This window comes from Effusibacillus pohliae DSM 22757 (assembly GCF_000376225.1).
GTDB classification, from domain to species: Bacteria; Bacillota; Bacilli; order Tumebacillales; family Effusibacillaceae; genus Effusibacillus; species Effusibacillus pohliae.
This window is the reverse complement of the sequence record NZ_AQXL01000129.1, coordinates 1-15,652: the sequence shown is the minus strand read 5'-3', so window position 1 is coordinate 15,652 and position 15,652 is coordinate 1. Positions and strand designations below refer to the sequence as shown.

Below are 15,652 nucleotides of genomic sequence, written 5' to 3'. Positions count from 1 at the left end.
AACTTCGAAGGGACATCCAGCGGATGAACCACCATTCGCGTATCAACTTCTATCCGATTCAAGATAGATTCCCAGCCCGCTCCAAACCTCTTCCAATTCCTCGAGGGTATCCAGCGCTTGCTCCGGAATCCGGTTGGCCATCGCCCGAATCAACCCCGTCAACAAAGACAGCGGCGCCACGAATGAATCCATGTGGGAAGCGATTCCCGTAGGCGTATAGAACACTTTATCCGCACATTCGGCCAGAGGGGAGAACGGATAATCAGTGACGGCAATGATCCACGCCAAAAACAACCCAAGCGAAACGCTGCTGCGGTCCGGGCCTCTCAAACTGCCTATTCACCTTGACGACAAGTATACGACAGAGCCCGGAATCCGACAACCGCCGATCTCACCCAGATGCCAGCCGTTTGGCGACCATTCGCTACCTGACCCAGCTCGGAAAATTTGACAGTATTGTCGCGAGAACGACCGAATTGCGAAACGGGATCGAAACACTCGCCGATCACTATCGCATTCCCGTCAGGACGTTGGGGGTCGGCACCGGCCACAAGAGAAATCGGGTTCCCGTTGCACGTTCCGCTGTGAAACACCACATCCTCTTTCCGGTTGGAGTGAAACGGGGAACACATTTCCAGAATGTCGCGCTTCCCGCCGACGATATCGATCGAAAACCCGCCTCCCACCGCTTTCCCCAATGCGGTCAAATCCGGCTGAACCCCATAAAACGCTTGCGCCCCGCCCAGAGCGACGCGAAAGCCCGTTTTCACTTCGTCAAAAATCAAAACCATCCCCAGTTGCCGGGTCAGCTCCCGCAACCGCAAAAAAAAAAAAACAGGGTACCGTTTCGGCATCCCGCTTTTTACACCGCACCGATCACCCGGTTTTTGCCTTTGCTTTTCGCTTCATACAAGGCGAGGTCGGCCAGCTCCAGCACCTGCTTCGGATCGTCGGAGTTCTCCGGGAAGGCGGCGACCCCGATTGAGACCGTAACGGGCGGGTCGATCTCCGATCGTTCGATTGAAGCGCGGATCCGTTCCGCCACCTGTTCCGCCTGCTTTTTCCCCGTGAACGGCAACAGGATACAGAATTCTTCGCCGCCGTAGCGGAACACTTTATCCGCCCCGCGGGTGACTTGCAGCAAGGTGGCGGCGACCAGCCGCATCACCTGATCGCCGGCCGTGTGGCCGTATTGGTCGTTGATCTGCTTAAAATTGTCGATGTCGACCATCAGTACGGAGAACGGTTTCTGTTGGGCGACATGTTTCGCGCTGTACTCCCGGTACGTTTTTTCAAAATGCTGACGGTTGTATACCTTGGTCAGGCCGTCCAGCTTCGATTCTTTTTCCAGCAGCTGAATATACTGGCCGTTGCGAATGATCGGCCCGGCGTGGATGCCGATCGTCGACAGCGTCACTTTTTCCCGGTCGGTCCACTCATGCCCGGACGGCCCATGCAGAAACAGGATGCCGATCAGATCATTTTCCGCCATCAGCGGCGTCCCGAGCGACCGCGCGACACCTGCCCGCAGGAAAAATTGGCCCATCTCCGACCGTCCTTCCACTTCCAGATAGCGATCCTGCAGCCGGGCCGTGTTCCCCACCTCCAACAGCGAGAACTCCGTCCGCTTTTTGCCACGCTGCCGCAGTTTGATGCCTTTCCAGGCGGACAAGCGGATGCAGTCCCGCGCTGCATCCACCAGCCAAACCGAAACTCCGACTTTCTTGTCGAGCAGAAAATAGGTTTTCAGCACCATGTCATGCAGCACGTCGCGCAACCGGATGCGGTTGGTCATCTCCCGCATCATCTCGATCAGCCGGTCCTGCATATGCTTCGTCTCAAGCATCTCAAGCCGGGTCTGCAGCGTGTGGATGACATGGCTGATCTGATACCCCAACTCCCGGAAAAAGCCGATCTCCAGTTCCGTAAAACAACGCTTGTACCGGTAATTGACAAACAGCACGCCGATCGGGCGGTCGAAGATCACCAATGGCAACGCCATGTAGCTTTCAATTCCATGTTGTCGGCAAAATTCGTGATCAGAGAAAGGATCGGTCAGCGCGTCTCGCACCAACATCACTTTCCGCCGTTGAATCGCCAGATACGAAGTTTGGTCCAACCCGTGCGGCGGCGGGAAGGAAATCGGCTTGCAGTCGGAACGCTTGATCGTGTATGTATAGACCGGAACCAGCGACTGCTCGTCCTTGCTCAGCAGCATGATGCCGCAAGCCGCGCCTGCCGCTTCGGAAGCCATTCGCATCGCCCGCGTGATGACATCATCGAAACTGGAAGTCTGTGTAATCGCCTGTGAAATGTCAACCAGCGCCGCATGATACTGGTCTTTGTCCTGCAGGATTTTTCTGGATTCGTACAGATCGGCCAACTGTTTGACCAACCGATTGGCGACCGCCACCGTTTTCCCTTGCAGGACGGCGGATACCCCGAGAAAACAGAGCACCGCTTGCAGCATCCCACCGGCATAGAGCGGGATATACAGGTTTCCGTCCTGCTCGACCCAGAACGAATCGCGCTGATTGCACAGCTCCGCCAGTTCCCGGCTGGAAACAGGCGCTTGCCGATGGGTGCCGATGATGGAATTCGAATGGAGAACAAGCTGACAGGTCCATTTTTCGGCCACGAACAAACAAGCCCCTTCCGCCTGCAAAACCGGTACGCCCAGTTGCATCACCTTGTGCAGAAGACGCTCGACAGGTTTCGTTTGTGTCAAGATGCGAAACAAAAGATTGGCGATGCGTAATTCAACCTGTTTCAGCATGCGAATTCCCTCATTTGGCCCCCACTCATCGAATCTGTCGCAACTGGTACCATTATATCAGAAACCTATAAAAAAGTTTAAAAATTAATTAGAAACTAAAAACTTTTCATCGGAATGCAGCAATATGCAACCAGGCAAAGTCAGCCGAATCCTGTTTGCATCCCCGGCTCGAACGGTCCGGCCGCGCTCCACGCGGATGTGCAACCATATCTGGCGATGGGCAGACTGAAACATAACGGAGGAGGGAGCAACTCGTGAATAAGAATGCGTTCACGCTTGGCTATCATCGGAGCTGTGAATGACTTGCTGGTTGGCCTGTTTCCATTCGATCTGGTTGCCAATCGGTTCGGAGGGCCGTAAGCCGCATTGAGTCGGATCGTCTACACGCTGATCGGGATCGCGGGGATTTGGTGCATCACTCTGCCGTTCAGGAAACGGATCGTCCCGTAAGCTTGCAACCAATCGCAACGGAACCCCGGTTCGGTTGCGGACCGAGGTTGCCGCATTTTCCTCCATTATAGCGTGTCTTTGCTGTTCTTTCCATCGAAACCGGTTTTCCCGGAAATCTCCCGCCCGTGGTCGGGGCCAGTATCGGGAACAACGGATCTTTTTGTCCCCACATACCAAAAGATGGGGCTCTCGCCCCATCTTGATCTCGATTGCCGGTTCACATTTTCGCAGCGTACAGAGAGCCCGCCTGATCCTGCCCTGCCCAAGCGGCTTCACCTGCCGGCTGCCCGCCACCCGCCATCGCCTGCGGAATCGGCTGGTAGTGGTGAAGCATCGTCTTGGCGGTGTGATCGTTCATCGTCGGAACTTGATACCAGCCGCGATGGTTCATGTAGTTGAACACCTCATACGCTTCCTGTGCACATGTGACGGACCCGTTGACCAACATTTGCCGCACGTTCGGATCCGCGCATTCCAATGCGGCCGCCATCCGGTTTTTCGCCGAGTTTTTGTGGGCGATCAGCACGGCCGTTGCGATCGATTGGTCGTTCATCTGCGCTGCCCCCGTTTGCGGCGCGGTCGGTTGCGGATTGCGCAGCCCGTAGCGGATATCGTATTGGTGTACCGTATGCATTGGCATCATTTTTGCCTGAGCGGTCGTATAATCATGCGTGTAGGCGACCAGTTGATTGTATCCCTGAATCGCCGACTGGATGTGGCGATGCAGCATGTCCCGCAGCGTCGGGTCCTGGCACTGCTGTTCATACACCGAAAAATGCTCGATCATGCACTTGTGCTCCGACAGGATCTCGTGCACTTCCATCGTTTCATGTGCCCCAAACGGCATTTCGATACACTCCTTTGCTGGATCTTTCCAGTGCTAGAGTGCCCGTAAATGAGAGCGATTATACGATCGAATCGTAAATCCCGTCATAAAAGTCGGCTTCCGACATGGCGATCGTCACGCCCGCCCGGTACATCGTCTGCAGATCCTGAGGGTCTTGATACTGCACCAAAATATCCTTGCAAAGTTGATAATGGCGCGGTTCGTGGTCATCCGCATGCACCACCCAGAAAGCGACGTTCAATCTGCGCGTCTGATTGTAGTTCGGATGCCGTAGCCCCTTGCCGATCAGCCCCATCACTTCGCCGGCAAACAATTCGGACCCAAGCCCCACAGCCGCCATCGCTTCCAACGGAGTGGCCGTTTGCAGGAAGTGCAGGAATGTCTCCACCGCCTGTTTCGGGGCGGGAGCGACCGGATAGTCCGGTACATGCTCATCGCTGATTTTGACATCCGGCGCGGCCGATTCCAAAAATGAGCGGTACAGCCGGGAATGATACCCTTTCGGGTTGCCGCGGCCCGCTTCGTCCCACAGATTGTCAGCGATCGGCACCCACCACTTGTCAATCGGCTCCATCGCCGCGATCGCCGCTCCCAGGATGCGGGGGAAGTTGCGGCTGTAGTAGCTGTATTGCAGGGCGAATTCCCGAATTTGCGCCTCGCTGAACTCCCCTTTTAGTAAAGCAGTGAGGAACCGTCCCTCGATAATGCGCTCCCTCACCTTCTGCATGACGGCCTGTTCGACCTCTTCATATGTACGAAAACCAGGTGTTTCCATGTTCGGCTCTCTCCTTTCTCCCTCTTCTATTCAAAAACCCAGTAGCCAAAACGTCAAGTCTCCATCTCTCAAAACTTGCCGCAGAAAAACAGGGAGGCGCTTCCGAAATAGGGTTCGTCAACAAAAGACGCCCTATACGAAAGCACCCCACACTGCTCACCGCTCACCCGAGCAGCCTACCGTTGAACCGCGCCACATACCGCTCCCACACATCTTGCGTGACCGGACCCAGATTCGCCTGGTACATGCCCAGCGACATATCGCAGCCGTCGCGGTCGTTTTCGCTGTCAAATTCGGCCGCGACGGGGGTGTCATCCGCCAGTTTGTACGTCAATACAAAGCCTGTTTCCGCCATCGTTTGTCCCGCCTTTTGCCTAAAATGTCCCCGATCCCGGAAAACGGCCGGCACCGCCTCTGAATTGGCTCGATCCATTCTGCCGGCTCCCCTGCTTTCCTCCGCTCAATCGTGCACCACTTCCCAATTGTGATCGCACGTCGCCTCGATCGTTCCCCGTTCCAAAATGTAACTGGCGATCAGTTCCGACACGTCGGTCGGAATGTCGCGCACCACCTCTTTGCCCTGGAACATGAAATAGTTGCCGCCGCCGCCCGCTCGGTAGTTGTTCATCACCACTTCGTAATATTCGTCCGGCTTGACCGGCTGCCCCTTGTACCTGAGCATCACCACCCGTTCACCGACCGGACGAGAAATATTGATCCGGTACTCGATCCCTTCCCACATATCGTAGTTGTAATGCTGCGGCTTCGGGGTCGTGAACCGCGGATTGACGGTGATCGGCCCGCCGTCGTATGGGGCAAAATAAGACGCGCTTTGCTCCAGAGCATCTTTGATATCCTGCCCGGTCACCCGCAGCACGCGCAGGGTGTTCGGGTAAATGTAATTCGCCACGATGTCGCGCATCGTCACATCCGGCTTGAAGCCAGGCGCCTCATTGTCAAACAGGGCGGTGTTCGAAATGTCGACTTGCCCGTAAGCCATCTGCACTCTGTTGATGAATTCGATCAACGGATTGTCTTTGGTACGGATTTCCATCGGGTCGTGTACAAGCATGTCGCCTTTGATTTTGCCGATCGGCTGATCCAGCCAGATTTGCGTCTTCTCTTCGTAAGGCCGCACCAGTTCGACGACTTCCGCATCCGGCTCGACGTTTTCCGCCGATAGAAGCTCCGCACTTTTGGCAGCCACCACCCAGCGGCCTGCCTGCTGCTCCAATTCAACCGAAACCTTACCCAATGCCCGCCCCTGGTAGCTTGGCTGCACAACCACCACGCCATTGACGGTGCCAGTGATCGATCGGTGCTGATGTCCGGTCAGCAGGACATCGATTCCCGGCACTTCCATGCAAAGCTGATAGCCCTGGTTTTCTCCGGTCAACTTTTCCGTCGGCTCCCCCGTTTCCAAATCCCGCTCAAAGCCGCCGTGGTACGACACGATCACCAGATCGGCCCGTTCCCGCAAAATCGGCACCCAGCGCTTGGCCGTTTCCACTGCGTCGAGAAATTCCATGCCAGCGATATGATGGGGGTTCTCCCAATTCGGGATATAGTGCGTGGTGAGCCCCAAAATGGCGGCGGTGATGCCACCGGGCAATTTTTTCAGCAGATACGGCTGACCGAAAAACGGTTCATCCGATCCGCTTTTCACAAGATTGGCGGACAGCCAGGGAAAGTTCGATTCCCGGATCGCTTTGCCGAGCGCGTCTTGCCCGTAGTTAAATTCGTGGTTGCCCAAAACGGCCGCGTCATACGACAGATGGTTGAGCACCTGGACCATGGGATCGGGCGGCCGATTGTCGATCCGGGCATGGTAATACGTGAGCGGCGTTCCCTGGATCAAATCCCCGTTGTCGATCAAAATCACATTCGGATTGATTTGACGTTCTCTGTCAATCAGTGTGGCGATTTTCGCCAGTCCCACCTCATACGGCTGGTTGTTGGCATAGTGAATCGGCAGAACGTGGCCGTGTACGTCGCTTGTCTCGAGAATGGCAAGCGTCGTCCGATTTCGATTCGACGCGCTCATGCAGCTTCCTCCCGTACTTCATCTGTCTTTCACTATAGCAACACCGTTTTGGAAACACAACCGACCCCACCATTCCACCCTTAAAAAATCGGGCCAGCAGCTGTGAAAAAATTTACATGGCATTAACATGAAAGCGTCGGAAGTATATGTTATAGTAATCTTGGAGCGCATACCACATTATGGGGGTTACTTGTCATGTTAAAAAAAGCAGTGGCAACAGGTTTTTCGATCCTATTGTCAGGCGTCCTGCTCGCAGGTTGCGGCGGCAAGGACAACGCGCCGCCCACGGGGCAGGGCGGAGCCGGCAAAGGGTATGTTCCGAAAGAATTGAATGTCCAATTCGTTCCTTCGCAAAATGCAGAAAAGCTGGAAGCAAAAGCGAAACCGCTGGAAAAATTGCTCGGTGACAAACTGGGCATTCCGGTTAAAGTCAGCGTTTCCACCAACTACAATACGATTATTGAAGCGATGGCTTCGAAGAAGGTGGATGTCGGATTCCTGCCTCCCAACGCGTACGTGCTGGCGCATGACGAAAAGAAAGCGGCAGACGTGCTGCTGCAGGCACAGCGCTTCGGCGTCGACGATGCAACAGGCAAACCGACCGACCAATTAGTAGATTTTTACAAGTCGATGATTATCGTCAAAGCCGATTCGCCCATCAAGACGATCCAGGACCTGAAAGGCAAGAAAATGGCATGGCAGGACGTCACTTCCTCGGCCGGTTACGTTTGGCCGGCAGCCGAACTGAAAAAAGCGGGGATCGATCCGGATAAAGATTTGCCCGGCAGCGTGACGGTGAAAGGGCATGACAAAGCGGTGCTGGCCGTACTGAACGGTCAAGTGGATGCGGCGGCCGTGTTCCAGGACATCCGGGCACAGATGAAAGATGTGCCGGACGCCGTGCAGAAAACGCGGGTTCTGATGTTCACGCAGCCGATCCCGAACGACACGATCTCGGTGCGCAGCGACATGGACCAGGAATTCCGGAAGAAACTCCAACAAGCGTTTATCGAGATCGCCAAGGATCCGGAAGGCAAGAAAGTGATCCAGGACATCTACACCCATCAGGGCTATGTCCCGTCGGACGACAAGAAGTTCGACATCGTGCGCGAATACGCCAAACTGGTCGGCCAGAAAAAATAAAGTTGGATGATTGGATGAAACAAGGCGACCCTCGGACTATCCGAGGGTTATCTTCGTATTATCAGGTGATCCGGAGGGAACAAAATGAACCGTTTTACTTTTTTCGTACCATTGCTTTTTGTTTCAATCTTTTCCACCAGTTGTTCCTCAGATGCAATTGAAACAAGATCTATCAAACGAGTTTACTATCAAGATCAAGTGATTGTATTGATGTATCACCATATTGATCCAGAGCAAAGAGGATCTTCTATTACGCTTGAGAATCTTACCCGTCATCTTGATACGATGCGAGAACAAGGTTTTCACTTTATTCGCATGAGTGATTATTTGTCTTTCGTGAAAGGAGAACAGAGCATCCCCGAAAATGCGGTCGTTTTGACATTTGATGATGGGTATGAAAGTTTTTACACATATGTTTACCCTGAGTTGAAGAAACGCGGTCTTTCGGCATCTAATTATGTCATTGTCGGATCAACAGATCACTTTGACCCGAAAAAAATCCCCCATCTAACCTGGGATCAAATGAGAGAAATGAAGAAGAACGGAATAGAGTTTTACAATCACACTTATGACTCTCACGAATTTATTAATCACAGCACAACCTTTGCCAGCCCAATTTTTCTTCCGGAAAAAAATCGTCTGGAAACACAGGAAGAATACCGGCAAAGAATATATGATGATCTTGCCTTGGCGGAAAAGAGACTCGAAGAAGAACTTGGACATCAACCTCACCGGGTTTTGTGCTTTCCGGGTGGTGTATATAACGATACCATTCTTGAAGTCTGCAACCAGCTTGGCATGAAGGTATTCCTAACCACAAATGAAGGTATCAATGACCGCAATCAGAAACTCGTGTATCGTATTTCGGCAGATGGCCTAACTGTTGAACAACTGCTTGAAAAGATACAAAAATATACGACTGCCAAAAGTACCAACACTCGTTAACAAGTCAATAAGAGCCGAGGGTCTAAGTTCAAGAAGAATAAACGAATCCGCCTACACCAGTTTTTTGCGGATATAGCCGGAAATCAGGTCGATCAGCGAGACCATCACAATAATCCCTAGCAGGATAATCACCACCCGGTCCCAGCTTCTTGCTTCCAAAGCGAAGATCAGCGGCGTTCCGATGCCGCCCGCCCCGATGATCCCGAGGATCGTCGCGGAACGGACGTTTATTTCGAACCGGTAGAGACTCAACGAGAAAAATTCCGGCAGCACCTGCGGAATCACCGCAAACCAGAGCGTCTGCAGCCGGCTGGCACCGCAGGCGGCCAACGCTTCCGTCGGGCCGAGATCCATGTTTTCGATCACTTCCGAAAACAGTTTTCCCAGCATGCCGATCGAATGGATGCCAAGCGCCAGCACCCCGGCATAAGCACCCGGACCGACCGCTTTGATGAACAGGATGGCCATCACAATTTCCGGAAAGGTGCGCACCACACTCAGAAAAAATTTGCCAAGGCCGGTCACGATCTTCAACCGGTTCATATTGTTGGCCGCCACAAACGCGAACGGGACACACAAAATCGCCGAGATAAATGTGCCCAGCACCGAAATCGCCAGCGTATCCAGCAATCCGCGCAGCAAATCTTCCCCTTCCGGGATATACACGTACGACCAGTCAGGATGCAACAGCCCTTGCAAAATCGACACGGTGACATCCCCGGCCGTTTCTTTCAAGCCGGTGAACGGGATGCCGGAGAGCGACCAGGCGTAGATGGCCAATACAAGCAGCGCAACCAGCCACACACGGATTCGAACTTTCAGCGGTTTTTTCAACACTTCGTTTCTCATAGCAGCTTCTCCCGGATTTTCGTACTGATAGTATCGATCAGCAAAACGGCCGCCAAGGTCAACAGAATGATCATCGACGCCCGGTCGTAGCGCAGTTGGTTGAGAGAACGGTCGAGCAGCAATCCGATCCCGCCGGCGCCCACCAGCCCGAGCACCGCCGCCGCCCGCACATTGACTTCAAACGTGTACAGAAAAAACGACATGAACTGGGCGGTCACCTGCGGCACCACGCCGAAATGAATCCATTGCAGTTTGTTGGCGCCAACCGAAGTCATCGCTTCCAGCGGACCGGGATCGATCGCTTCAACCGATTCGTATGCCAGTTTGGCGATCATCCCGAACGAGAAAAACGCCAGCGCCAGCACCCCGGCAAACGGGCCGAGGCCAAAAATCGCCACAAAAATCGAGGCGAACAGCAAATCGGGAATCGTCCGCACCAAATTCAAAAGAAAACGGGCGGGATAATACAACAGCGGGCTTTTCGTCACGTTGCGGGCGGCCAACAGCGCCACCGGAATCGCCAGCAAAGCGCCTGCCGTGCTGCCGACGACCGCCATTTGGATGGTTTCCAGCATCGGCTGCCAGATGACGCTGATGTACGACCAGTCGGGCGGCCACATGTCGAGCAACAGATTGCCCATCTCCGGAAATCCCTGAATCAGCTGCGCAATCGTCGCGTCCGTTTTGTAGGCGCTCCCCCACAGCAGCAACAACAGGAGAACCGCCGTCAGCACCGATTTCGTTTTGGGCGGAGGTGTGAAGGTGTCGCGGCTCATTCGGCGTCCACTCCCAACAGCTCGTCCTGTTTGATCGGACGGCCGTAAATCTCGGCAAACACGTCATCGGTCGCCGCCTCCACCGGGCCGTCGAACACCACCTGTCCCGCCCGCAGGCCGATAATCCGCGTGGCGTATTCCCGCGCCAAATCGACGAAGTGCAGGTTCACCACCGTCGTGATGCCCAACTCCCGGTTGATCCGTTTCAGGTCGTCCATCACCTGCCTGGTGGTCAACGGATCGAGCGATGCGACCGGCTCATCCGCCAGGATAATTTTCGGCTCCTGTGCCAATGCACGGGCGATCGACACCCGCTGCTGCTGCCCGCCGGACAGTTGATCGGCGCGCACGTAAGCTTTTTCCCGGATGTTGACCCGCTCCAGAGCCCGCAAGGCGATTTCCACATCTTCCTTCGGGAACAGACCGAGCATCGTCCGCAAGGTCGAATGGTACGCGACGCGGCCGGACAACACGTTGCGGATCACGGACGAGCGCTTCACCAGATTGAAATTCTGAAAAATCATCCCGATATCCCGGCGCATCCGCCGCAGCTGTTTACCGGTTGCGGCGGTGATCGATTGGCCGTCGATCCATATCTCCCCGTGCGTGATGTCGTGCAGCCGGTTAATCGAACGCAGCAAAGTCGATTTTCCTGCGCCGGACAAGCCGACGATCACGACAAATTCCCCTCTGTGAATCGTCAGATTGATGTCTCTCAAACCGACCGTTCCATTTGGGTACACTTTCGAAACCTGTCTGAATTCAATCATGCCGGAACCAACCTTTTTTAATTTTTCATTGCCGCTTGTTTGACAGATTGCTTCGACAAATCGTACCCGTTTTCCTCTTTTCTGCCATTCTATTCCCAGCAGCAAACTTCCAGCCGGTTCCCGTCCGGATCTCGGAACCCGAAGAACCTGACCGTTCCGTCGTCCTGCAACTCCTCTACTTCGACACCGCGGCTTTTCAGTTTCTCATAGGTTCCCTCGATATCGGATGTGAAGAAAATCGGATAGGCGGTGGCAAACCGCCGGGCCGGCATCACTTCGTCCGAATGCAGCTCATAGAGCGTCAGCGGCGTTTCTTCGCCCACCTTGAAAATCACGATCCTGTGATCGTCCTCCCCCACATAGAGCGGGGTCAATTCCAGCACCTCCTCGTACCACTTGCGGGCTTTCCGGATATTTTTCACCCGCACGATCACGGTATCGATCCGTTCAAACAGCCCCATCAGTCTTCCTCCTTCGCTGCATGCAAAAACCGGAATTGTTTCGCAAGGTCCGCTCGATCCAGTGCCAGGGCAGCACCCGTTTCAGCCAAATTTGTTGTTTCACGCCCTTCCCCACCGGATAGCGCAAATTCGGGTAGGGGGAGCGCACGGCTTGCATGATCGTGTCAACCACCGCATCCGGCTCCGGCGCCCGTTCCGCCACGCGCTCCACGTACCTGGCAATCATCCGCGCTCTTTCCGCATAGGGCGAATCCGATTTTGTCCGAAACGCCTGGAAGCCGGGCCCACCCGGTCCCGCGCCCCCACCTGTGCCCGTATTCGTTCGCACGTCCGCATCCCCTCCCGGTTTCTGCATACTCCTGTTGCGATCATATCATTGGCGCAAACCGACCCACAAGTGCATACTTGAGCGAGCCATTTGAAGTTTACAACTCTCCAAAAGTTTGTTGGTCCTTAAAAATCCGATCAAAGGTGCCATTTTGGTGAGCGTAATACTGGTGATATGCGAGCCGCCTTAGGCGGGTCGCTTTTCGTTTCCTCAGTTCCGCGAACGTACGAACGTACGTGCAAACGCAACGAACGTAAAAGAGAGCGACAACATGCCGCTCCCTTCTTATTTAGTGAACCTTACCGCCAGGCAAAACGGTCAAATGTCTACATGTACGTTCGACGTCCCAAAACATTTCCTGGTTCAATTCTTCTTTCAGCCCTTGGCGGCCTCATAACCATCAACGTCAACCGCTTTTTCGTCCGCGAGACAGCGCAGCCCCTATTTTCCCTTCACATACTTCGCATCGAACAGGAACAGACGCAGCAGCAGATACAAGGACGGCACCAGCAGGCACAAACCGCCGATAAACGACCAGATCAGCGCTTTCCCCATCACCGGATTGGTGACGCCGGAATGGATCGTCACGTACGGATAGAGCAGGTACGGCAGATGCGATTTTCCGTAGCCGAAAAAGGCGCTGGCAAACTGCAGCATGACCAGCACGAACGCCAGCCCGTATGATTTTCGCCGCAGGATCAACCCGACGGCCAGCAGGAAGCAGGCCAGCGACAGCGTAAACAGCCAACTGTGGTCCAGCATCGCGTTAAAATGGTCCAGGTTGTGGTTCCGAAGCGACACGAACACCAGAAAGCTGGCAAAAATCGTCGGGAAACTCCAGAACAGCGCCCAGATCCGCAGCAGTTCCTCCGCCTCGCGGTCTTCCGCTTTATGCGCATAGTAGGTGAGAAAACTGGCGCTGATGAACAACACGCTGACCAGCGCCAGAAACACCACCGACCAAGAGTAGGGGCTGGCGAACAGGCGGTCCATCAGCAAGTGCACCTGATCACCTTGCTTGACGATAAATCCGCCTTCCGAGATCGTCAGAATCGTCGCCAGTGAAGCCGGAATCAACAGCCCGGTCGCTCCATACAGAAAATGGGACACATGGCTCTTTTTCTGTCCGTATTGGTGAAACGCGTAGAACGAGCCGCGAATCGCCAGCAGGATCAAGGCGATGCTGCCCGGTACCAGCAAGGCGGTCCCGTAATAGTAGGCCGTGTCCGGAAAAAATCCGACCATCCCGACGATAAAGAAAATCAGGAACACGTTCGTCACTTCCCAGACGGGCGACAGGTAACGGTTGATCACGGCGTTGATGATCTCGCCCTTGCCCGTGATCCTGCCGTAATAGGAGAAAAACCCGGCCCCGAAATCGATCGAGGCGACAATCAGATAGCCGTACAGAAAAATCCAGAGGACGGTGATTCCAACCAGTTCAATCGACATCTGACCTCACTCCCTTCCAGCGACCGGTCAGCGGTGCGGAATGCCCCGCTGTTGCATTTCCAATTCAGGCGGATTTTTGCGGAACATGCGAACCAGTACGTAACTGCAGACGATGCCGAGTACCAGGTACAACAACGAGAACAAAAGCAGCATCTTGTCCACGTTGGAGGCGGTGGTCACACCGTGCGCCGTTCGCATATACCCGCGCAAAATCCAGGGCTGCCGGCCGATTTCCGTGAACACCCAGCCGAACTCGATCGCCAGCATGGCGAGCAGTCCGCCCAGCACAATCAGGCGAAGCAACCAGGGGTTCCACTCGTGCTGCGGCCGCCAGCGGCGGATCACCAGGAAGAGGAGCGACACAATCGTCAAATACACCCCAATGCCGACCATCAGATCAAAGAAATAGTGCACGTACAGAGGCGGCCACAAGTCTTGCGGGAACTCGTTCAACCCCTTCACTTCCGCGTTGAAATCGCTGTGTGCCAGAAAGCTGAGCGCCCCGGGGATGACCAGCCCTCCCTTCACCTCATGCGTGACCGGGTCCAACACGCCGCCGATGATCAGATCGGCGTTGCGCTCTGTGACAAAATGCCATTCGGCAGCGGCCAATTTTTCCGGTTGGTACTCTGCCAGGAATTTGCCGGACAGGTCCCCGATCACCGCCGTCGCCACGGCAAACACAAAACTCCACGCCACCGTCAGCCGCAGCGCTTTCCGGTAATAGTCGCCGCGCTTGCCGCGCAGGATTGACCAGGCGGTAATCGCGGCCAGAATGAAGGCGGAAGTCAAGTACGCAGAGGAGAGAACGTGCGCCACCTTGGTCGGGGTTGCCGGATTGAACATCGCCTGCAGCGGCTCTATCGACGTGATCACCCCATTTTCAAGCGTGAATCCTTGCGGTGTATTCATAAACGCGTTGACCGTGGTGATGAAAAACGCCGACGCGGACGACCCGATCACCACGGGAATCAGCAACAGCCAGTGATACAGCCGGTTTTGGAAGCGGTCCCACGTATAGAGATAGATGCCGAGAAAAATCGCCTCAAAGAAAAAGGCGAACGTCTCCAGGAACAGCGGCAGCGAGATGACCTGTCCAGCCACCTGCATAAAGCTCGGCCAGAGCAGCGACAGTTGCAGCCCGATGCACGTGCCGGTCACCACTCCGACCGCCACCGTTACGGTGAACCCGCGCGCCCAGCGTCTTGCCAGCAGCGTATAGTGCGGATCGTTGCGGCGCAAGCCCATCCATTCGGCGATCAGGATCATGACTGGCACGCCGACGCCGATCGTCGCGAAAATGATATGAAACCCCAGCGTCAATCCGGTTAGCATTCGGCTTTGCATGAATGTATCCAGCATGCTCTCCACCCTCCTTTGACGGTTTCTATTTTATGATAATCCAACCGGAGGACGGAGAGAGACGGTTTGCCGCGCCAGACTTTGACGGTTCGGTGGCGGTTTTATGTCAATTCTTTGAACCGGCGGTCGCAGGAGCCCTCCCCTCTTGGCAGCACTGGCTTGTACCCGCCAGCATGGCTGGTCTGCGCACCGCCAGCCCGATCACGATGGCATTGTCCCCGGCCAGCACCAGGTCGATCATGATGATCGCCAGCAACGCCGACCACACTTCCAGCGAAAACCATTCCATGTCTCCCACTCTCTCTTTTCCCATTTTTCTTTCGGTACTGCTCTAGCTGCTGCGCCCGCCTCGGACGGGTTCCCCTTCCAGACCCGCCCCCTTCGTTGTGGCAGCGGGCCGCAAATCGAGTAGGAGGGGGCGGCTAACCCCCGTCCTCTCACACCACCTAGCATGCGGGTCCGCACTAGGCGGTTCCAAAAGGTTGACGAAGTTCCAGATAACGTACAAGCAAACTTTTCAGCCCTTGTGCTTCCCAATAGGAAGTATCAAGGGCATTGTTTAGGTTGCGGGCCATTTCCCATGCCCCGCAACGGGAGTTGGCCATGATGTGAACCGCAAATTCCGGCACACCCAGTGCCCGTAGTTCCCGATAGCGTGTTCGCACTCGCTTCCA

General features: G+C 55.0%; 18 protein-coding genes and 2 pseudogenes. 3 read left to right on the top strand and 17 right to left on the bottom strand.

The window, feature by feature from the left end:
• Positions 1-42 precede the first annotated feature (42 nt).
• From C230_RS0113670 to C230_RS21450, 3 genes are read right to left on the bottom strand one after another with little or no spacing between them, the layout of a single operon-like run.
• Complete coding sequence (locus C230_RS0113670) at positions 43-330, bottom strand: MurR/RpiR family transcriptional regulator (RefSeq protein WP_018132611.1); 288 nt, start codon at positions 328-330, stop codon at positions 43-45.
• A 5-nt stretch (positions 331-335) separates the two neighbouring features.
• A complete protein-coding gene (locus tag C230_RS23725) occupies positions 336-854 on the bottom strand; it encodes an aminotransferase class III-fold pyridoxal phosphate-dependent enzyme (protein WP_018132610.1) in 519 nt (172 codons plus the stop codon).
• Positions 855-862: 8 nt separating this feature from the next.
• Positions 863-2,776 (bottom strand): diguanylate cyclase, encoded by a 1,914-nt coding sequence (locus C230_RS21450; protein ID WP_018132609.1) that lies wholly within the window; start codon positions 2,774-2,776, stop codon positions 863-865.
• 264 nt (positions 2,777-3,040) lie between these two features.
• Here C230_RS21450 and C230_RS23930 point away from each other — a divergent pair, with 264 nt between their 5' ends.
• On the top strand, positions 3,041-3,136 hold the full coding sequence (locus C230_RS23930; RefSeq protein ID WP_018132608.1) for a DUF378 domain-containing protein: 96 nt from the start codon (positions 3,041-3,043) through the stop codon (positions 3,134-3,136).
• 20 nt (positions 3,137-3,156) lie between these two features.
• On the opposite strand, the gene C230_RS23925 is transcribed toward C230_RS23930, so the two are convergent.
• The 5 genes from C230_RS23925 to C230_RS0113630 all read right to left on the bottom strand — a co-directional run bounded on the left by C230_RS23925 (position 3,157) and on the right by C230_RS0113630 (position 6,892).
• Entirely contained in the window at positions 3,157-3,282 is a 126-nt protein-coding gene (locus tag C230_RS23925; RefSeq protein WP_018132607.1) for a hypothetical protein, read from the bottom strand.
• Between the two features lie 161 nt (positions 3,283-3,443).
• Positions 3,444-4,073 (bottom strand): spore coat protein, encoded by a 630-nt coding sequence (locus C230_RS20470; protein ID WP_018132606.1) that lies wholly within the window; start codon positions 4,071-4,073, stop codon positions 3,444-3,446.
• A 58-nt stretch (positions 4,074-4,131) separates the two neighbouring features.
• Positions 4,132-4,848: a TenA family transcriptional regulator gene (locus C230_RS0113640; RefSeq protein WP_018132605.1), complete on the bottom strand. Its 717-nt coding sequence runs from the start codon at positions 4,846-4,848 to the stop codon at positions 4,132-4,134.
• A gap of 163 nt (positions 4,849-5,011) precedes the next feature.
• Positions 5,012-5,281: a hypothetical protein gene (locus C230_RS0113635; RefSeq protein ID WP_018132604.1), complete on the bottom strand. Its 270-nt coding sequence runs from the start codon at positions 5,279-5,281 to the stop codon at positions 5,012-5,014.
• 27 nt (positions 5,282-5,308) lie between these two features.
• The gene (locus C230_RS0113630; RefSeq protein ID WP_018132603.1) at positions 5,309-6,892 is read right to left on the bottom strand and encodes a bifunctional metallophosphatase/5'-nucleotidase; all 1,584 of its coding nucleotides are present in this window, start codon (positions 6,890-6,892) and stop codon (positions 5,309-5,311) included.
• A 195-nt stretch (positions 6,893-7,087) separates the two neighbouring features.
• Between C230_RS0113630 and C230_RS0113625 the strand changes: the two genes are divergently transcribed.
• Entirely contained in the window at positions 7,088-8,035 is a 948-nt protein-coding gene (locus tag C230_RS0113625) for a phosphate/phosphite/phosphonate ABC transporter substrate-binding protein (RefSeq protein ID WP_018132602.1), read from the top strand.
• An 84-nt stretch (positions 8,036-8,119) separates the two neighbouring features.
• Complete coding sequence (locus C230_RS20465; RefSeq protein WP_018132601.1) at positions 8,120-8,980, top strand: polysaccharide deacetylase family protein; 861 nt, start codon at positions 8,120-8,122, stop codon at positions 8,978-8,980.
• 51 nt (positions 8,981-9,031) lie between these two features.
• Here the strand turns inward: C230_RS20465 and phnE (C230_RS0113615) are convergent, their stop codons facing one another.
• The 9 genes and pseudogenes from phnE (C230_RS0113615) to C230_RS20455 all read right to left on the bottom strand — a co-directional run.
• Positions 9,032-9,829 carry a phosphonate ABC transporter, permease protein PhnE gene (gene phnE / locus C230_RS0113615; RefSeq protein ID WP_018132600.1) on the bottom strand — a complete coding sequence of 266 codons (798 nt, stop codon included), beginning with the start codon at positions 9,827-9,829 and terminating at the stop codon, positions 9,032-9,034.
• Positions 9,826-10,605 (bottom strand): phosphonate ABC transporter, permease protein PhnE, encoded by a 780-nt coding sequence (phnE, locus tag C230_RS0113610; RefSeq protein ID WP_018132599.1) that lies wholly within the window; start codon positions 10,603-10,605, stop codon positions 9,826-9,828. The genes phnE (C230_RS0113615) and phnE (C230_RS0113610) overlap by 4 nt, the downstream gene beginning before the upstream one ends.
• Positions 10,602-11,375: a phosphonate ABC transporter ATP-binding protein gene (gene phnC / locus C230_RS0113605; protein WP_026174320.1), complete on the bottom strand. Its 774-nt coding sequence runs from the start codon at positions 11,373-11,375 to the stop codon at positions 10,602-10,604. The genes phnE (C230_RS0113610) and phnC overlap by 4 nt, the downstream gene beginning before the upstream one ends.
• An 89-nt stretch (positions 11,376-11,464) precedes the next feature.
• Positions 11,465-11,836, bottom strand: a complete 372-nt coding sequence (locus C230_RS0113600) for a VOC family protein (protein ID WP_018132597.1) — start codon at positions 11,834-11,836, stop codon at positions 11,465-11,467.
• The gene (locus C230_RS0113595) at positions 11,823-12,164 is read right to left on the bottom strand and encodes a Rossmann-fold NAD(P)-binding domain-containing protein (protein WP_156807462.1); all 342 of its coding nucleotides are present in this window, start codon (positions 12,162-12,164) and stop codon (positions 11,823-11,825) included. The genes C230_RS0113600 and C230_RS0113595 overlap by 14 nt, the downstream gene beginning before the upstream one ends.
• 441 nt (positions 12,165-12,605) lie before the next feature.
• Positions 12,606-13,616 (bottom strand): cytochrome d ubiquinol oxidase subunit II, encoded by a 1,011-nt coding sequence (locus C230_RS0113590; RefSeq protein WP_018132595.1) that lies wholly within the window; start codon positions 13,614-13,616, stop codon positions 12,606-12,608.
• Between the two features lie 27 nt (positions 13,617-13,643).
• Complete coding sequence (locus C230_RS0113585) at positions 13,644-14,978, bottom strand: cytochrome ubiquinol oxidase subunit I (protein ID WP_018132594.1); 1,335 nt, start codon at positions 14,976-14,978, stop codon at positions 13,644-13,646.
• Between the two features lie 181 nt (positions 14,979-15,159).
• Positions 15,160-15,267, bottom strand: a pseudogene (locus tag C230_RS22640) (TerC family protein); the annotation flags it as partial.
• Positions 15,268-15,442: 175 nt separating this feature from the next.
• A pseudogene (locus C230_RS20455) lies at positions 15,443-15,652 on the bottom strand (group II intron reverse transcriptase/maturase); the annotation flags it as partial.